At 71.0% G+C, this 14,377-nt stretch carries 16 protein-coding genes, 1 tRNA gene and 3 pseudogenes; 9 read left to right on the top strand and 11 right to left on the bottom strand.

From position 1 onward, the window contains the following. Positions 1-386 precede the first annotated feature (386 nt). The gene (locus ACWDYF_RS02485; protein WP_389463578.1) at positions 387-935 is read right to left on the bottom strand and encodes a hypothetical protein; all 549 of its coding nucleotides are present in this window, start codon (positions 933-935) and stop codon (positions 387-389) included. Positions 936-1,028: 93 nt separating this feature from the next. Here ACWDYF_RS02485 and ACWDYF_RS02480 point away from each other — a divergent pair. Beyond that, a pseudogene (locus ACWDYF_RS02480) lies at positions 1,029-1,206 on the top strand (IS701 family transposase); the annotation flags it as partial. Between the two features lie 219 nt (positions 1,207-1,425). On the opposite strand, the gene ACWDYF_RS02475 reads toward ACWDYF_RS02480, so the two are convergent. Beyond that, positions 1,426-1,803 carry a recombinase family protein gene (locus tag ACWDYF_RS02475; protein WP_389463572.1) on the bottom strand — a complete coding sequence of 126 codons (378 nt, stop codon included), beginning with the start codon at positions 1,801-1,803 and terminating at the stop codon, positions 1,426-1,428. On the opposite strand from ACWDYF_RS02475, the gene ACWDYF_RS02470 reads away from it, so the two are divergent. From ACWDYF_RS02470 to ACWDYF_RS02455, 4 genes and pseudogenes are all read left to right on the top strand, one after another. Next, the gene (locus ACWDYF_RS02470) at positions 1,705-2,307 is read left to right on the top strand and encodes a hypothetical protein (protein WP_389463935.1); all 603 of its coding nucleotides are present in this window, start codon (positions 1,705-1,707) and stop codon (positions 2,305-2,307) included. The two genes, ACWDYF_RS02475 and ACWDYF_RS02470, sit on opposite strands and share 99 nt — an antisense overlap. A gap of 333 nt (positions 2,308-2,640) precedes the next feature. Then, entirely contained in the window at positions 2,641-2,811 is a 171-nt protein-coding gene (locus ACWDYF_RS02465) for a hypothetical protein (RefSeq protein WP_389463569.1), read from the top strand. A 315-nt stretch (positions 2,812-3,126) separates the two neighbouring features. After that, positions 3,127-3,570: pseudogene (locus ACWDYF_RS02460) on the top strand (serine hydrolase domain-containing protein); the annotation flags it as partial. 82 nt (positions 3,571-3,652) lie between these two features. Then, positions 3,653-4,222, top strand: a complete 570-nt coding sequence (locus tag ACWDYF_RS02455) for a serine hydrolase (protein WP_389463566.1) — start codon at positions 3,653-3,655, stop codon at positions 4,220-4,222. Here the strand turns inward: ACWDYF_RS02455 and ACWDYF_RS02450 are convergent. The 4 genes from ACWDYF_RS02450 to ACWDYF_RS02435 form a co-directional block, all read right to left on the bottom strand. After that, positions 4,118-5,455 (bottom strand): hypothetical protein, encoded by a 1,338-nt coding sequence (locus ACWDYF_RS02450; protein ID WP_389463565.1) that lies wholly within the window; start codon positions 5,453-5,455, stop codon positions 4,118-4,120. The genes ACWDYF_RS02455 and ACWDYF_RS02450 overlap by 105 nt on opposite strands. 361 nt (positions 5,456-5,816) lie before the next feature. Further along, positions 5,817-6,620: a S1 family peptidase gene (locus tag ACWDYF_RS02445; RefSeq protein ID WP_389463562.1), complete on the bottom strand. Its 804-nt coding sequence runs from the start codon at positions 6,618-6,620 to the stop codon at positions 5,817-5,819. A 360-nt stretch (positions 6,621-6,980) separates the two neighbouring features. Further along, positions 6,981-7,397 (bottom strand): hypothetical protein, encoded by a 417-nt coding sequence (locus tag ACWDYF_RS02440; RefSeq protein WP_389463559.1) that lies wholly within the window; start codon positions 7,395-7,397, stop codon positions 6,981-6,983. Between the two features lie 694 nt (positions 7,398-8,091). Beyond that, a complete protein-coding gene (locus tag ACWDYF_RS02435) occupies positions 8,092-8,526 on the bottom strand; it encodes an NAD-dependent epimerase/dehydratase family protein (protein ID WP_389463555.1) in 435 nt (144 codons plus the stop codon). A 4-nt stretch (positions 8,527-8,530) separates the two neighbouring features. Here ACWDYF_RS02435 and ACWDYF_RS02430 point away from each other — a divergent pair. Further along, a pseudogene (locus tag ACWDYF_RS02430) lies at positions 8,531-8,710 on the top strand (site-specific integrase); the annotation flags it as partial. A gap of 99 nt (positions 8,711-8,809) precedes the next feature. Here the strand turns inward: ACWDYF_RS02430 and ACWDYF_RS02425 are convergent. Both ACWDYF_RS02425 and ACWDYF_RS02420 read right to left on the bottom strand, forming a co-directional pair. Beyond that, a tRNA-Pro gene (locus tag ACWDYF_RS02425) sits at positions 8,810-8,883 on the bottom strand. A 66-nt stretch (positions 8,884-8,949) separates the two neighbouring features. Continuing rightward, entirely contained in the window at positions 8,950-9,471 is a 522-nt protein-coding gene (locus ACWDYF_RS02420; RefSeq protein ID WP_037889940.1) for a MarR family winged helix-turn-helix transcriptional regulator, read from the bottom strand. Between the two features lie 260 nt (positions 9,472-9,731). Between ACWDYF_RS02420 and ACWDYF_RS02415 the strand changes: the two genes are divergently transcribed. Then, positions 9,732-10,157, top strand: coding sequence for an SH3 domain-containing protein (locus ACWDYF_RS02415; protein ID WP_389463552.1), 426 nt, complete (start codon positions 9,732-9,734; stop codon positions 10,155-10,157). Between the two features lie 209 nt (positions 10,158-10,366). Beyond that, positions 10,367-11,326: a helix-turn-helix domain-containing protein gene (locus ACWDYF_RS02410; protein ID WP_389463551.1), complete on the top strand. Its 960-nt coding sequence runs from the start codon at positions 10,367-10,369 to the stop codon at positions 11,324-11,326. A gap of 88 nt (positions 11,327-11,414) precedes the next feature. On the opposite strand, the gene ACWDYF_RS02405 is transcribed toward ACWDYF_RS02410, so the two are convergent. Then, entirely contained in the window at positions 11,415-11,930 is a 516-nt protein-coding gene (locus ACWDYF_RS02405) for a hypothetical protein (RefSeq protein WP_381743985.1), read from the bottom strand. Positions 11,931-12,094: 164 nt separating this feature from the next. Here ACWDYF_RS02405 and ACWDYF_RS02400 point away from each other — a divergent pair, with 164 nt between their 5' ends. Further along, positions 12,095-12,448 carry a cupin domain-containing protein gene (locus tag ACWDYF_RS02400; RefSeq protein WP_389463549.1) on the top strand — a complete coding sequence of 118 codons (354 nt, stop codon included), beginning with the start codon at positions 12,095-12,097 and terminating at the stop codon, positions 12,446-12,448. A gap of 107 nt (positions 12,449-12,555) precedes the next feature. Here the strand turns inward: ACWDYF_RS02400 and ACWDYF_RS02395 are convergent, their stop codons facing one another. Then, positions 12,556-13,206 carry a GPP34 family phosphoprotein gene (locus tag ACWDYF_RS02395; protein WP_389463548.1) on the bottom strand — a complete coding sequence of 217 codons (651 nt, stop codon included), beginning with the start codon at positions 13,204-13,206 and terminating at the stop codon, positions 12,556-12,558. A 242-nt stretch (positions 13,207-13,448) separates the two neighbouring features. Next, positions 13,449-14,357: a sugar phosphate isomerase/epimerase family protein gene (locus ACWDYF_RS02390; protein WP_389463546.1), complete on the bottom strand. Its 909-nt coding sequence runs from the start codon at positions 14,355-14,357 to the stop codon at positions 13,449-13,451. Positions 14,358-14,377 lie beyond the last annotated feature (20 nt).

Here is a 14,377-nt window from a genome sequence, read left to right as displayed (position 1 = left end):
TTACAGGGCTGGCATCATGAAGGCCCGTATTCCCAGAATCGCTCCTGGGCGCCAGGCGCCCTGTGCGGTGCGCTTCTCGTGCACAGCCCAGTCACCGCTCCTGCCTTCCCCGATCGGCGAACCACTTGCCGCCGCACACTTGGCCGCTTTGGCTCGGTCCCCCGGACGGTCCACGGCGGTGGCCGGCTTCTTGCCCCTGCGGGAACGTGGCAGTGGCCACGGAGAGCGCGAGGACCCACCACGCCGTCCAGGCCGTCGCCGCCCTGCACAACCTCGCCCTGACAGGGTGAAAACAGCAGGTCAGCCGCCACTCAACCCTGCCCACCACCGACCTTCTGCAACACCTTCAGCACTCCAGCCGTAGATCGTGGCTGGCTGGAGTTGGCTCATGCTCTCCGAGGCTTGCGAGGCTTGGCCCAGTTGCCGTGTGGTCGGTTTCGTTCCTGGGCCAGCATTGCCGCGTCGAACTCGACCTTGGTGGTGACCGTTCGTGGTTCGGGTTCGAGCACTGCCGCAGTCGACCGCCACGGGACAGTCGCGGCCCAGCCGACGAGGGGCATGGTCTCGTTGAAGTGGGGGGCGAACTGCGCGATGACGAGGGCCGGCATCTGGTAATTCAGGTCACGCGCGTGCTCGATGAACGCTTCGGGGAGCAGGACGTGGTGCGTTTCCACGTAGTGTGGGAAATCCTGGCGCCAGAGCCAGGTGCCGTCGGTGACCAGCGATGAGCAGCCCAGGGAGTGGCGGTGCGCGCTCCCGGTGATGACGTCACGGCCCCCTTCCATGACGTCGATGAGGATGTGGCCAGCATCCAGGTAGGCCACCAGGTCTGCCTCGTCCGGCTCTCCGACGGGCTGGACGGCATCGCGTAGGGATCCGTTCGGCTGGCCGGGGCGGTTGTCGATTTCGTCGTAGAAACCCAGCAGTCCCAGCACCGCATCTCCCTCCACGACGGGCCTTCCGTCCCGCTGGCACCCATGCGCTCGGCCACCGCTGATCATCGGTGTCTGAAGACCAACGTTCTTGCGGTGGCCGCGGTTCACAGCGTAGACCCTGCCCGCTGGCAGGAGGCGTTCGAGATCCTGATGGGCCGGTTCGCGCGGGTGGAGCCCTGGCGCCAGGTGCGGGAACTGGTGCTGGGGGCTGTTGTCGGACCTGCCGCGCAAGAACTGCTGGTCGATCGCCGAGCAGGGCGGGCCGCGCTCGGCGTCGCCGACCGTCAGCGACAGCACCGGCGCGTACAGGTCACCGAGCCCGCCGGAGGCCTGGACGTCAGAACGCGGCGACCGTCTCGTTGAACGGGTCCTTCGGGTCGTAGCGGGTCAGCGGCCACACCCGGTGAGTGGGTCCTCGGGCCGCCGGACGCGCACAGGCTTGGGCCGCAGCGGCAGACCGTCGTCGGCCTCGGCTTCCGCGAGCGCCCGTTTAGAGCGAGACGACCGGCGGGGACCTGCCCGCGTTCTTCCGGGTCTTGATGGTCAGCTTCTTCGCGATCTCGGGGACGGGGACGTCCTTGTCCTCGCGCGCGACGGCGAAGGTGAGCATGTCGTCGTCGATGACGGCGAAGAACATGGTGCCCATGCCATTGGGGTGGTAGATCCCGGTGAGCGGACCGGTGAGGAGTTCGAGCTGGATGCCGCCGGCCTGGAGCTCGGCGGACAGCGTCATCAGCTCGGCCGCGTTGCGCGCGAACCGCTTGAGCTCGTGGACGGTGAGGATGTCCGGGGTTTCGGGGGCGGCCTCCTGGCCAACGACTGCTGCTTCGCCCGCAGCAACACCACCGGCTGCCTCGGACTCCTGCACGCCCTCCGCCTCACCGACGCCATCCGCTTCCACCTCAAGGCAGGCGAACCACCGCACCCCACCCAGGACCAGCAGGTCACCGACGCCCTGGCCACCGGCCGCGCACGCGCCGTGCTGTCCGGGGCCGGCTGGGAACTGAAGGCATACATCTGGCCCGAGCAGCTCACCCGCTGGTTCGGCATGCCCCTGGCCACCACCGGCACCGCGGCCGGTGTCCTCATGCCACGCGTGACCTCCTCGGCCGGCGCACCCGCGCACGTGAACGCCGACCGCAGCAACAAGGTCACCGCCGACGTCTTCGTGACCTCGGGCGAGGAGCGCCACCCCGACTTCCTCGGCTTCACCGACGCACACAACAGCGGAACGCCCGGCGCGCACACCGAAACCCTTCACCACCTGAACGGGCTGCCGCAGCAGGCCGTCGACCTGAACCACAACCCGGCGGCCAACGCACACGTGCTCGCTGCCTTCACAGCATCGCTCCAGCCGATGACACCCAGGTGACGACGGCGTCCGGGAAGCCGCACAACGAAGCTGCGGCAGAACACCGCCCGTCCGCCGCCCAAGGACCGTCGCACCCTGTCCCGGGCGCGGGCGGGGTTCGGAGCCCAGCCGCTGTGCCATCCCCACCCTGTCGTCTGCGCGTCCGTCGCGCGGCCGGTCCGCGTCTCGGCCATCTCGTGTCCTGGCCGGTCCGTCATGTTTCCGGTCAGGGGAAAGGCGCGTCGAAGAAGCACCGGAAAGGGAGCGGCGTTCCCTGGAGCAGCAGGCCAGCCGGCCAGTGACCGTCCGGCGCCGGCTGTGTGGTCCACCGGGCGGTGGCGCTACGCGCCCGTCATGGCACGGCAGGACTGGCCGGACGGGACGGTCCGCTACCTGATGGAGATGGACCTGCACGGGACGACGTCCGTCACGGCCCGGACGTACCGGTGCCCGCAGCCCGGACTGCGCAAGGCCCACGGAAGCAACTGCAAGCCGATCACGACGGGCACGGACGAGACACGATAAGGCGGCCTGCCGCGGACAATCCGTTGAGCAGACAGGCCGACCTCGTAGGCCAGCTAGTAGGCGACAGAGAGCGCTGGGTCTCAGGTCGAGCGGGGACCGCGCGGAGTCGAGGCCGGCATCCCCGGTCGCTCATCGATGACCCGCGTGGAACTCCTCAACGCCCGCACCGGCAGGAAAGGTCGCCGCACCGCACGGGCGTCCTGACGCTGCCAGCACTCGAAGCCAGGGTGACGGCCCGCGCTGGGGGGATATCCCCAGCGCGGGCCTGGGGTGCGCCGGATCGCACCGCAGAGAGGGCGAAATTAGCGTTCGTCCATGCCTTCGACTCTGCGAAAGCACCTCGCTGTGACACTCGGTGTAGCTACGCTGCTCGCCGCCGAGGTGGGCACCGCCGTCGCCCAGCCCGCCGGTCCCGCTTCTGTGAAGCAGTTGCGCCAGGACACCAAGGCGATCCATGCCCTTGGTATCAGCGGTGTGCAGGCCAGGAGGATCGGGCCTGACGGTCGGCAGTCGGTCGCCACCAGTGGAACCGCCGACCTGAACACCGGCCGCCCGGTCCCCTCCGACGGCTACTTCCGCATGGCCAGTACGTCCAAGACACTGGTCGCCACCGTGGTCCTCCAGCTGGATGCCGCGGACAGGCTGTCCCTGGACGACACAGTCGACCACTGGCTGCCGGGAGTGGTGCAGGGCAACGGCAACGACGGCAACCGGATCACCATCCGCCAACTGCTGCAGCACACCAGCGGCATCCGTGACGACCTGCCCGGATACACCACGCCGGAGGAGTATTACCAGCAGCGCCAACGTCTACGGCCCCGAGCAGCTGGTTGCCCGCGCCATGGCCCACACGCCGGACTTCCCACCCGGCGAGGGCTGGGAGTACTCCAACACCGGCTACGTCCTGCTCAGCATGATCATCCAGAAGGCGACCGGTCAGGCCGTTCACCAGGAGATCGAAGACCGCATCCTGCGCCCGCTCGGACTCCACGAGACCCGGTGGATGGGAACCTCGCGGGTACCGCGAACACATAGCCGGGGTCGGCGCCGTCCGAGGCCTCGCGCAACTCCTGGCTGCGTCCGTACACCTCGTCCCGGTTGCCCACTTCGGTCTCATCCCGGCGGCCAGCGCCCGTTTCGTCTGCGCGAGGGCGAGCGCCGGCTTGGTGGCGAATGCGTGATCCTTGGGAAACCCGCCGTCGCCATCCGCGTCGGATCGGCGAACCCGTCGGCCCGCACGTACAGGTCCCGATCGATGAGGGCGAGACCCCGCACCGCGCACCGTGAGACCCGGGACGGAAAGAGGTCAGCCCTGGGGTGTGGTGCCGGGCCGGAACGTCACGTTCGGGGTGTAGTAGAAGCTTCCGCCGCTGACCTGGTTGCCGGTGACCAGGACATCGCTCACCGGTGAGACGAACCCGACCGTGTCCGCGCTGACGCGGACCGCGTTGCGCGCGACTCCGGAAGCGCCTGGCGTGATCGTCACCTGGTTGTCGACGATGTCTATCCCGGAGATGGGGTTCGGTCCCACCTGGACGGGTGGCTGGCTGACCGTCCTCGCCGACACGGAACTGACGTAGACCCCGCCGACGCTGTTGTTGATCGTGTTGCCGCGGACGGTGATCTGGGTGGTGTTCATCGCGCCGATGGCGTCCCACTTGGCGTTGTCCACGACATTGCCCTCGATCAGGACGCGCGCGTGCACATGGCCCACCTTCTCGCCGCCGGTGTGCGAGCCGACCAGCTTCGCCCAGGACGGCTGGGAGCCGGACGCACCGGCGTAGTTGCGCTGGACCTGCACATCCACGGTCGGTGTGCCGTCACTGGCCCCCGCCCAGGTGTTGTTCGCGAGCGGGAGGTCGAGCTGGACGGCCTCACCCTGCCACAGGCCCCACGTGGGGTTCTCGACCCAGCCCTTGAAGAAGCAGTCCCGGACCGCGCCCCGGCGCACGGCGTTGAGTTCCACCGCGTGCCACCACTTGACGTTCCAGACCGTCACGCCTTCGACCTCCACGTCCTGGGTGTGGGTGAAGGTCAGCACGTTCATCGGCGGAGCCTTGTCGGCACGCGCCCGCACCGCCCCCGAATCCGCCCACACCCACGCCGAGATGGGGTCCCACTCACCGCCCTTGACCATGATGTTGCCCGGCGCCGAATAGCCCGTCGTGCCCGCGGCGACATGGTTGATCAGCATGGTGGACCTGGTGCCGCTGACGGCGGGCGCGGTGAACATGCCCTGACTGTCTGTCACATACGTGGGACTGGGGGAGTGCGAATTCGTCCGGTCCAGCTTGTACTGCTTCATGACGGTGCCGAACTTGGCGACGAACCGCGCACCGGTGGCATCGAGAACCGTGTTGCCGCCGATGACCAGGGTCTTGAGCAGCGTGTAGGTGGGAACGCCCGCGCACCCGGCCTTCACGATGATCCGGCCCTTGCCGTCGACGCCGTGCGGGCCGACAATGCCCGCCGCCGCGTCGTCCAGCGCCTTGCGCAGCGCCCGGACGTGCGCCGCTTCATCCGCTACCGTCGGATTGATGCCCTCGGCACTGGCCCCGGCCGCCGAGGCCGCAGCCCCCAGGACCGTGACGGCCCCGGCCACCACACCCCCGCGCAGCAGCCCCCGTCGACTAATTCCTGTCATGTTCCTGCCCCCACCTCTCGGCCATCTGGCCGCCTTGTCCGAACAGCCGGGGATGCCTCAGGCATCCGCACAGCGGTCCGGTTCTGTACGGTCGATACCGGCGCCGACGGCGCCCGCCTCTCAAACTTCACGATCTCATGAGCCGGTGTCAGCACGCCCGGAACCAGGGCTTCTGCGACCGGCAGGACCCTCTCGGCGTCGGGATGTTCTGCCTGGCCGCGGAAACGGCCCGACGCTTCGCTGGTCCGGGCGCCGCCCGACCCTCCGGGAACCGCCTCTGTCCACAAAGGGCCGGGCAGCAGAAGAACGGACCACCTCATGCGAAGGAGCCGGCCGTCCGGCACTTCACGGAGGCAGCGGGTCAGAGAGTGATCATGACCTTGCCCTGGTCGCAGTAGGTGCTGTGGCTGGCGCGGACGGCGATGTTGCCGTCCTTGGTGTGAACGATCATGTCGGCCTTGCCGTCGCTGTCGATGTCGGCCGAGTAGTTCCGGTCGCGGTTACGGACGTCCTTCACCCAGTCCGCGAGGCCGTCGACCCTGGCGTCCACCGCACCGGTCCGGGTCTCGGTCTCGCCGAAGCACCCACCCTGCCAGGAAAGACTGTGGACGGCGGTCAGCTCGACCTCAGCGCCCTTGCGGCGCAGGGCCGGGCCACCGGCGTCGCCCTTGCAGACGGAGACTCCGTCCTGGCCGGTCAGCGCCACGGTGGTGCCGGCCACGGAATCCACCCGGAAGTCACCCGTGTGCAACTGGTCCGGGACCCACTCGGTGGCGGTCCGCCCGAATCCGGAACCGAGCAGGGTCTCACCCGCCGTGGGGGCGTCGGCGGCCAGGACCACCGGCTTGACCGCGGTGACGGGCTCGGCCAGCCGGACCATGGCCACGTCCCGGTCGTCGCGCGGAACCACCTCGACGACGTCGAGGGTCTGCTTGCCCACGGTCGCGCTGGACTTCAACACAGGCTTGCCCGGCTTGACGACGGCACCCGGAGTGGGAGCGAAACAGCTCGTGGCCGTCAGCAGCCACTGCTGCTGCACCAGCGCGCCGGAGCAGGCGCGCATGGTGTCGCCCTCGCCGATGCGGAGCCGGGCGGCGAACGCGTAGTCGCTTGCCGCTGCGGGCTTTCCCGAAAGCGCCTGCGCAGCCGGCCCCGCGGTGAACATCCCTGCGTCGACCGCCAGGACGACACCGGCGGCTACAGCTCCGCGAGTCCGCCGAGTACAGATTCCTATGTTGGACAACACTGCTTCCCTATTCTGTTCATCAGCAACTAACGGGCGTCTGCCACGGCGATGGGGCTCCCTGCGGTGCTGCGGACGGACAAAAAAGGGACGCTTGCGGTGGGCTGCTGAGAAATCCTGGTCTCGCCCAGTGACGCACACACCGTCGAGCCCTTGGACCCGCCTTCACCACGGTGCCACTCAGCCGGTCACGCGGAGCTCAAGGAGCACGGTCGCCGCCGAGCCGACTCCCTCGCCCACTCCCTTGAACTCGCCCTTGGCCAGGTTCACTTCCTGCGACTTTCATTCGGCGCTCAGCTCTACGTGGAGAGCTCTCGCTTCAGTCTGCAGTGCATACACCTCGGGCACTTCCGGGCTCAGATAACCGGAGGTGGAGGTGGTGCGGAAGCAGAATTTTCCGTCACTGTTCTTGCGGGACCAGACCTGTATCTGCTGAGAGGAATTATCGCAGTCTGCGAAGACAATCCGGCCGTCCCCCTTGAAGAGCTTTATACCCTTATCTTGAAAAATTCGACCGGCTCCTGGATGTTCGAAGCTCTCGACGGTCGACGGAGGCGTGGACCCGGCAGTGACCGCTCGCGGTTCGGTGCCAGGAGAGCGGCGGGACACAGTGTCGGCGATGGCCAGCGTCGAGGCGCCGACGACACTGAGTGCGGCGAGCAGGGCGGCGAATATCGGCTTGCGGAGATGTCGCATCACGACGGTTCCCCCTCTTGGATGGAACGGGCTCAGCATGGCACCGATCCGGATCGCCCTCCGGCGTCTCAGATCTGCGCCTAGCGCGTCGATCGGTGAGGCCCTCCGCACCTGAATTCCCCGCCGGACACGACGCGGAGAGACCAGCCTCCCCGGCAAGGACCCACGTACGACTGCACAGCCCGTTCCAGAAGGCCGGCACCCAAGTCACCGTGACCGCGCCCGAACAGCCGGTGCGAAGGATCGTGCTCGTCCTGTCCGTCGAGAGGGCGACGGGAGCAAGTACGGCCACAGCCTGGACGAGATCGGGCGGCTGCCTCCGGATCTGCGCGAGCACACTGCCTTCGCCGCACCGACGTACAGCGACTCTCCTTGGCTGGTCGACCACGCAACCCACCCGCTGCTCATCGAGGCCGCCGGCAGCCCCGAGCGGCTCAACGACTACGACGCACGGCACAACCTGCGCCGCCACGCACAAGCACTACGCCGCACCCGCGCATCGCGCTCGGGGGCACCGGCACCCTGGAAGCCGACTGGCATGCCAGCCACCGGCTCTTCCAGGCCCACCACATCCCCCACCGCGCCTACCGCGACGCCCCGGCAGACCACCGCTGGGACGTCGCGCGGCCGGCACCGGCGATGCAGCATTTACTCGCTCTGGAAGCCACACTCGCCTCCCGGGGGTGGGCGCCACAGCTCAGTCCTTCAGCATCTTGTCGCGCACCGGAATCCAGTCCAGCACAGATCGGATGCTCTGCTCCAAGGACAGCTTCGGCGTCCACCCCAGCATGCTGACGACGTTGTTGAAAGCCGCGCACAGCTCCCGCACCGTGGTCCCGTTGCCGGTACCGAGGTTGACCGCCACCGCCCGCTGCGCCTGAGTGCAGATGGTATCGAAGCGCTCGATCGCCGCGATGTGGGCCGCGGCCAGGTCCCAGACGTGCACGTAGTCACGGATACCCGTTCCGTCCCGGGTCGGGTAGTTCACGCCGGTGACCGAAAACGCCGTGCCCGCCTGGTGGGCCTGGATCAGCTTGCCCAACGCGTGGCTGGGCCGCTTGAGCTGAAGCCCGGTACGCAGCTCGGGGTCGGAGCCGACCGGATTGAAGTATCGCAGCGACAGCACCCGCATCTTCGCCGGAGTCCAGGTACACGTCCTCCGCCGGATCGCCGGCCACGGCTCCCTGACCACCACCCGGCCCTATCTACACCCCGACGTACACAGGGTTACGGCCGCCGGGGCGGCGCTCTCCGCACACCTCAGCGTACTCCGCGCACCTCGCTCGCTGCCGAGCCCGATCGTCGCGACCCGCTGACCCCCGTCAAGGGCGCCGGTCCCCATCTGGTCCCCGAAAATGATCAAGGGCCGGTTCCGGATGCCTCCGAAACCGGCCCTGACCTGCGACTGTCTCCAGTCGGGACGACAGGATTTGAACCTGCGACCCCTTGACCCCCAGTCAAGTGCGCTACCAAGCTGCGCCACGTCCCGATGCGCTCACGTGCGGTGGACCGCGTGAACGCGCAGGTAAACATTACCGCACGCGCGCGGGTGCTCTCAGCCGGTGGGCGAGGCGGTGGGTTCGTGGTCGGGGTCCACGTCCTTGGCGTAGGCGAGGAAGTCGTCGACCATGCGGTGGAACAGGGTGGCGAGCTGGCCGAGTTCGTCCGCGGACCAGTTGGACAGGGCGGCCTCCATGCCGCGGGCGCCGACCTCGCGGACCCGGGCTATGGCGTCGCGGCCCGTCTCGGTGAGCCGGATGCGCTGGGCCCGCCGGTCGTCGGGGTCGGGGACACGGGTGACGTGCCCGGTCTTCTCCAGTTGCTGCACGGTGCGGGTGACGTGCGAGGCCTCCACGCCGAGGCGGTGCGCCAGTTCGCCGGGGCGCAGCGGTTCGGAGTCGGCGATCTGGCGCAGCAGCGCGACCGCGGCGCGGTCCAGCGGGACTCCGGCCAGGCCCATCATCTTCTCGTGCTGCCGGGCCCGCGTGCTCAGATAGGTGATCCTGGTGAGCGCGCGCTCGATCTCGGCCACTTCGGGCGAGACGGGTCCGGGCGACGGGGATGATGCAGAGGCCATGGCTCCAGTTTACCATATCGTTGCGTTACTCAAGTAGTTCGCGAGTGCACAGCGGGTGAGGGCCGCGCCCAGCTCGGCTTCCGCCGGATGCTGATTCCCCGGAGCGATCGTTGCGGTGTGCCCGCCGCGCGGTCCCGGGGACGTCCCCGCCGTCCCCGGGACGCGGGGACGGCATCGGGGGCGGCCGACGCGGAAACGCTGGGCGACGTGTGATCACGTCAGGTGGTCACCGTCACCGGAACGACAGCCCGGAGGTTTCCATGATCCGACGGACCCTCACCGGCGGCCTGCTGGCCACGGTCGCGATGCTCGCGCTCGTGCCCACGGCAGCCGAGGCCACCCCCGCCACCCCGCGCGCCGCGGTGTCGACGGCCGCCCCGACCACATCGTCCGCGCCCGCCGCACGGCCCGCGCACCACGTCAACCACCGGGCCACGCACGGCCGTTCGACACACGCCTACGGACGGGTGATCACCCGCCACTCCCCGCTGCTGGTCCGCTCCGGCCCGGGTACCGGCTACCGGGTGACCGGCCGGCTGCGCGCGGGCAGTCTGGTGGCGCTCCGGTGCCGGACGAACGGCTCCTCGGTGCACGGCACACGCCAGTGGTACCGGCTCGCCCAGAGCCGCGGCTATGTCTCGGCGCACTACGTGCGGGTGGTGCGCGGCACGCTGCCCTGGTGCTGACGCCCCTCCCCCGGCCGTGACCGGCGCCCGTCGCGGCCGGTGACGGACGGGGCCGCCGCCGCCCGGCTGGTTCCCGTGGGCGGCGGCGGGCCCGTACCCGGCTCACCCTTCTCATACCGGCCGGATGTGTGGCGGTGCCCCCGTCCCGGGAAGCCATGGGGGCATCCGGGGTGAAATCACCCGAAGCGGCACGGAGTCGGGAGCAGCACATGCGCCAGCCCCAGGAAGCGGCACCCTCGTCCGGGCCGCTGGCGGCGAATCTGCGCGAGCTGAGGGGGCGCACCGGTCTCAGTCTGGCGGCCCTGGCCGCGCGCACCCCGTACAGCAAGTCCGCCTGGCACCGCTATCTCAACGGCGCCAAGCACCCGCCCCGCTCGGCCGTGGAGGCGCTGGCCCGGCTCGCGGGCACCGACCCGGGCCCGGCACTGGCCCTCTGGGCGGCACCGGTGGAGACCGGGCCCCGGGCGGACACCTGTACCGGGGCGGACCTCGCACCGCTTGCGCACTCCGCACCCGGCGTCCCCGCACAACGCGCGCCGGCCCCACCGACCGCGCCCGTCCCACCGACCGTGCCCGTCCCACCAACCTCGCCCATCCCACCGACCTCGCCTGTCCCACCTACCGTTTCCGACCCTGAAGGCGGGTCCGAAGCAGCGTCCGGCCGTCCGGGCGCCGCCCGGCCGCGGCGGCGGGGCCGGGGGCTGGTGCTGCCCGCGCTCACCCTGCTCACCGCGCTCGCCGCGGTGGTCACGGCCCTGGCCACCTCCTCGCGCGGTGCCTCCCCGGGCGCGCGGGCCGCCGTACTGGCCGCCCTGCGCTGCCACGGCCGGTCCTGCCAGGGCGCGTTGCCCGGCGCCTCGGCCTGCGCCCGGGACGCCCGCACCGAGAGTTCCGTCGCCGACGCGACGTACACGGTGCGGCTGCGCTGGTCGCCGTCCTGCCGTGCCGTCTGGTCCCAGGTGGCGGTGCGCGGCGCGGTGGCCCGGGAGGTCTCCGTGCGGAGCGAGGAGGACACCCTGTCCGCCGCCTACTCCGCCGCGGACACCGCAGGCGACGCCAGTCCGATGCTGGCCGTCTCCTCGCCGCGCGGGGTGGAGGCGTGCGCCGTGGTGCGCGGGAGGGTGGCATGCACCGGTCTGGACGACGCCGGGGCCGGACGGGTGCTCTGAGTCTGAGTCTGAGTCCGGGGCGGCCGGAGCGGCCCCGCCTTTCCCGCGCCCCACCGCGCTTCCCGCACCCCACCGCGCGGGCGCCAGGTCACTTGATGACCGCGTTGGCCACCACGACGAGCAGTCCGAACAGGGCGTCCACGAACCCGGTGGCCAGCGCCGCCGTCCAGCGCCGCCCGGCCCGTCTGGCCGAGGCCAGGCCGAGGGCGAACAGCAGGGCGATGTTGAGGACGAACGCCGGGTACTCCACGCCGTCCGCGGACCACCAGCCCCAGCCGGCCCCGGCGAGGATCAGCACCGTGGGCAGCATGGCCGCGACCAGTGGCCACTCGGCGGCGAGCGCGCGCAGCGCCTCGCCGCGCCGGTGCGGTCCGCGTTCGGCGATGTGGTGGGAGTAGCCGTGGGCGAGGGCCGAGGCGAAGGCGGTGACCAGCAGCCAGGCGGCGTCGTAGCGGCGGGCGGCCGGTGAGGTGTGCCCGTACTCGGTGAGCGCGGCGACCATGGCACAGGCCACGACGGCGCCGTAGACCCCGCCGAACAGCAGCATGGCCCGGGGGTCGTCGTGGGCGGGCCGCGCGGGCACGGCCGACGTGGGGTCCGCCATGGGCTGCTCGCTTCCCGGGCGTACGGAGTCGCAACCCCCCAACGATCACCCGGGGCGCCCGCCCGCGCCACTCCACAGAGCGCGACGAAGTGTCCGCGCCCGCGCGCCGATCCCGCACACTGTGTCCACGCCGCGCGGCGGCGTCCCCCCGTTAGGGTCCCCGCATGACCCACAGTTTCGCGCTCCACGTACCGGCCGTCCCCGACAGCGAGCTGGTCCCCGAACCGCTCGACCCGGCACAGATCGTCTCCGGCAGCCCGGAGGTCACCGGGAAGGTCCTCTGGGAGTCGGCCGACGGCCGGCAGGCGCGCGGGATCTGGCAGATCACCCCGGGCGTCGTCACCGACACCGAGGCGGACGAGCTGTTCTTCGTGGTCAGCGGCTCGGCGACGATCGAGGTGGATGACGGCCCGACCCTGCGCGTCGGCCCCGGCGACGTGGCGGTGCTGCGGGAGGGCGACCGTACGACATGGACGGTGCACGAGACGCTGCGCAAGGTGTACGCGGTCGATCTCTGAGCGTTCGGCAGAAGACGGAAGACGGAAGACGGAAGACGGGTGGCGGGTGGCGGGTGGCGGGAGGCCGCCGAGACGGCGGCTGGCTGGGGCGGGCCCCGGCGCCGCGCTCAGGCACCCCGCCAGACGTTGGCGAAGGCGGCGTCCTCGATGGCGCGGCGGCGGCGCACCGCCTCCAGTTCCATCACCGCGTCGTGCACGGCGGCGAGCACGGTGAGGACCGTGTCGTCGGTGGCCGTCGGCTCGTCCGGGGCGATCTCGTCGCGGATCCCGGCCGCCGCGGCGAGGGCGAGCAGTACGGGCTCGTCGGCGGCCCAGCGGTACGCCGCCCGCCGCCGTGCCGCGGTGTCGCCGAGGACGGTGCGTCCGCCGCGGAACGGCAGCCACCGGCTCCGTTCCCAGGACACGTGCCCCTCCTCCGCGAGCGCGGCCAGCCGGAGCGAGGCCAGGCCGCGTCCGCGCCGCCAGAGCCAGTCCGGCAGCGACTCGTAGGGCGCCTCGCGCCGGAGTGCGGCGGCGGCCTCCTCCAGGAGCCGGTCCGCAGGTCCGGGGCCGGGGCCGGGGCCGGGTTCCGGACCCGGTCCGTGGCCGGTGCGGGGTACCGGCAGGATGCGTCCGCCGCCGTCCAGGACGATCGTCCCGGCCCGGAGCAGGTCGTACGCCTCCGCACCGGCCAGCGCGAGCGAGAGGTCGCCGCGTTCCAGGCGGCGGGCCGGTGCCGTGTCCAGGGCGACGATCATCAGGTCACGCGCTGTGCTCATGAGGCTCCCCGTCGAAGGGCGTGTCCGGCACCGGCACCGGCACCGCGCCACCTGCGGCCGTCACGGCCGCCGGTGATGCCGTACCAGGGGCGACTCTAGCGCGGGCGGTGCGCCCGGGGACGGGACGCGGGTCCGGCCGGGCCGCCGCCGGACACCCGCGCGACCCCGGTCGCCGGACACCCGCGCGGACCGGGCCGCCGGTTCGCCCCACCGGGGTGGACGTCAGTCCGCCCCCGCCCGCGTCAGGCGCCGCAGGATCGCAGGAAGCGGCGGGTGCGTACGGCGATGGGCAGGGGCGCGTCCGGCGCGCACGGGTACATGTCCTGTTCGACGATCGCGAACAGGTCGACGCCCAGCTTCTGCGCGGCGGCCAGGACGGGCTCCAGGTCCGGGACCCCGGAGGGCGGTTCGCACATCACCCCGCGCCGCACGGCGGGCCCGAACGGCACCCCGTCGGCCACCACCCGGGCCAGGATCTCCGGGTCGACCTGCTTGAGGTGCAGATAGCCGATCCGGTCGCCGTAGGTCTCGATCAGCCGCACGCTGTCCCCGCCGCAGTAGGCGTAGTGCCCGGTGTCCAGGCACAGCCGGACCAGGTCGGGGTCGGTGGCGTCGAGGAAGCGGGCGACGTGCGGTTCGGTGTCGATGTGGGTGTCGGCGTGCGGGTGGACGACGATGTCGAGGCCGTAGGTCTCCTTGACCTCGCGGCCGAGGCGTTCCGTGCCCCGGGCCAGGTGCCCCCACTGCTCGCTCGTCAGCTCGGGCGGCTCCAGGATCTCGGCCGTCCTGTCGTCCCGCCAGAAGGAGGGGATGACGACGAGGTGCCGTGCGCCCATGGCGCGGGTGAGCGCGGCGACGCGGCCGACGTGCTCCCAGGTGTCCTGCCACACGGACGGGCCGCGGTGCAGGCCGGTGAAGACGGTGCCCGCGGAGACCTTCAGGCCGCGCCGGTCCAGTTCGTCGGTGAGCCGGGCCGGGTCGGTCGGCAGATAGCCGTACGGGCCGAGTTCGATCCAGGGGTAACCGGCCTCGGCCACCTCGTCCAGGAAGCGGTGCCAGGGGGTCTGCCGCGGGTCGTCGGGGAACCAGACGCCCCAGGAGTCGGGGGCCGAGCCGACCCGGATCCGGTCGAGCGCGGGGGCCGTGGCCATGGCAGCCGTTCCCTTCGGGG

It is taken from the genome of Streptomyces sp. NPDC003284, assembly GCF_053589675.1.
The sequence above is the reverse complement of the archived record's forward strand: the minus strand, read 5'-3'. Positions and strand labels throughout refer to the sequence as shown.

Excerpts from the sequence above, each read along its gene's own strand:
- ACWDYF_RS02465 (WP_389463569.1), top strand. The coding sequence starts at position 2,641 with ATGGCACGGCAGGACTGGCCGGACGGGACGGTCCGCTACCTGATGGAG.
- ACWDYF_RS02455 (WP_389463566.1), top strand. The coding sequence starts at position 3,653 with ATGGCCCACACGCCGGACTTCCCACCCGGCGAGGGCTGGGAGTACTCC.
- ACWDYF_RS02450 (WP_389463565.1), bottom strand. The coding sequence starts at position 5,455 with ATGACAGGAATTAGTCGACGGGGGCTGCTGCGCGGGGGTGTGGTGGCC.
- ACWDYF_RS02445 (WP_389463562.1), bottom strand. The coding sequence starts at position 6,620 with ATGTTCACCGCGGGGCCGGCTGCGCAGGCGCTTTCGGGAAAGCCCGCA.
- ACWDYF_RS02435 (WP_389463555.1), bottom strand. The coding sequence starts at position 8,526 with ATGCGGGTGCTGTCGCTGCGATACTTCAATCCGGTCGGCTCCGACCCC.
- ACWDYF_RS02420 (WP_037889940.1), bottom strand. The coding sequence starts at position 9,471 with ATGGCCTCTGCATCATCCCCGTCGCCCGGACCCGTCTCGCCCGAAGTG.
- ACWDYF_RS02415 (WP_389463552.1), top strand. The coding sequence starts at position 9,732 with ATGATCCGACGGACCCTCACCGGCGGCCTGCTGGCCACGGTCGCGATG.
- ACWDYF_RS02410 (WP_389463551.1), top strand. The coding sequence starts at position 10,367 with ATGCGCCAGCCCCAGGAAGCGGCACCCTCGTCCGGGCCGCTGGCGGCG.
- ACWDYF_RS02405 (WP_381743985.1), bottom strand. The coding sequence starts at position 11,930 with ATGGCGGACCCCACGTCGGCCGTGCCCGCGCGGCCCGCCCACGACGAC.
- ACWDYF_RS02400 (WP_389463549.1), top strand. The coding sequence starts at position 12,095 with ATGACCCACAGTTTCGCGCTCCACGTACCGGCCGTCCCCGACAGCGAG.
- ACWDYF_RS02395 (WP_389463548.1), bottom strand. The coding sequence starts at position 13,206 with ATGAGCACAGCGCGTGACCTGATGATCGTCGCCCTGGACACGGCACCG.
- ACWDYF_RS02390 (WP_389463546.1), bottom strand. The coding sequence starts at position 14,357 with ATGGCCACGGCCCCCGCGCTCGACCGGATCCGGGTCGGCTCGGCCCCC.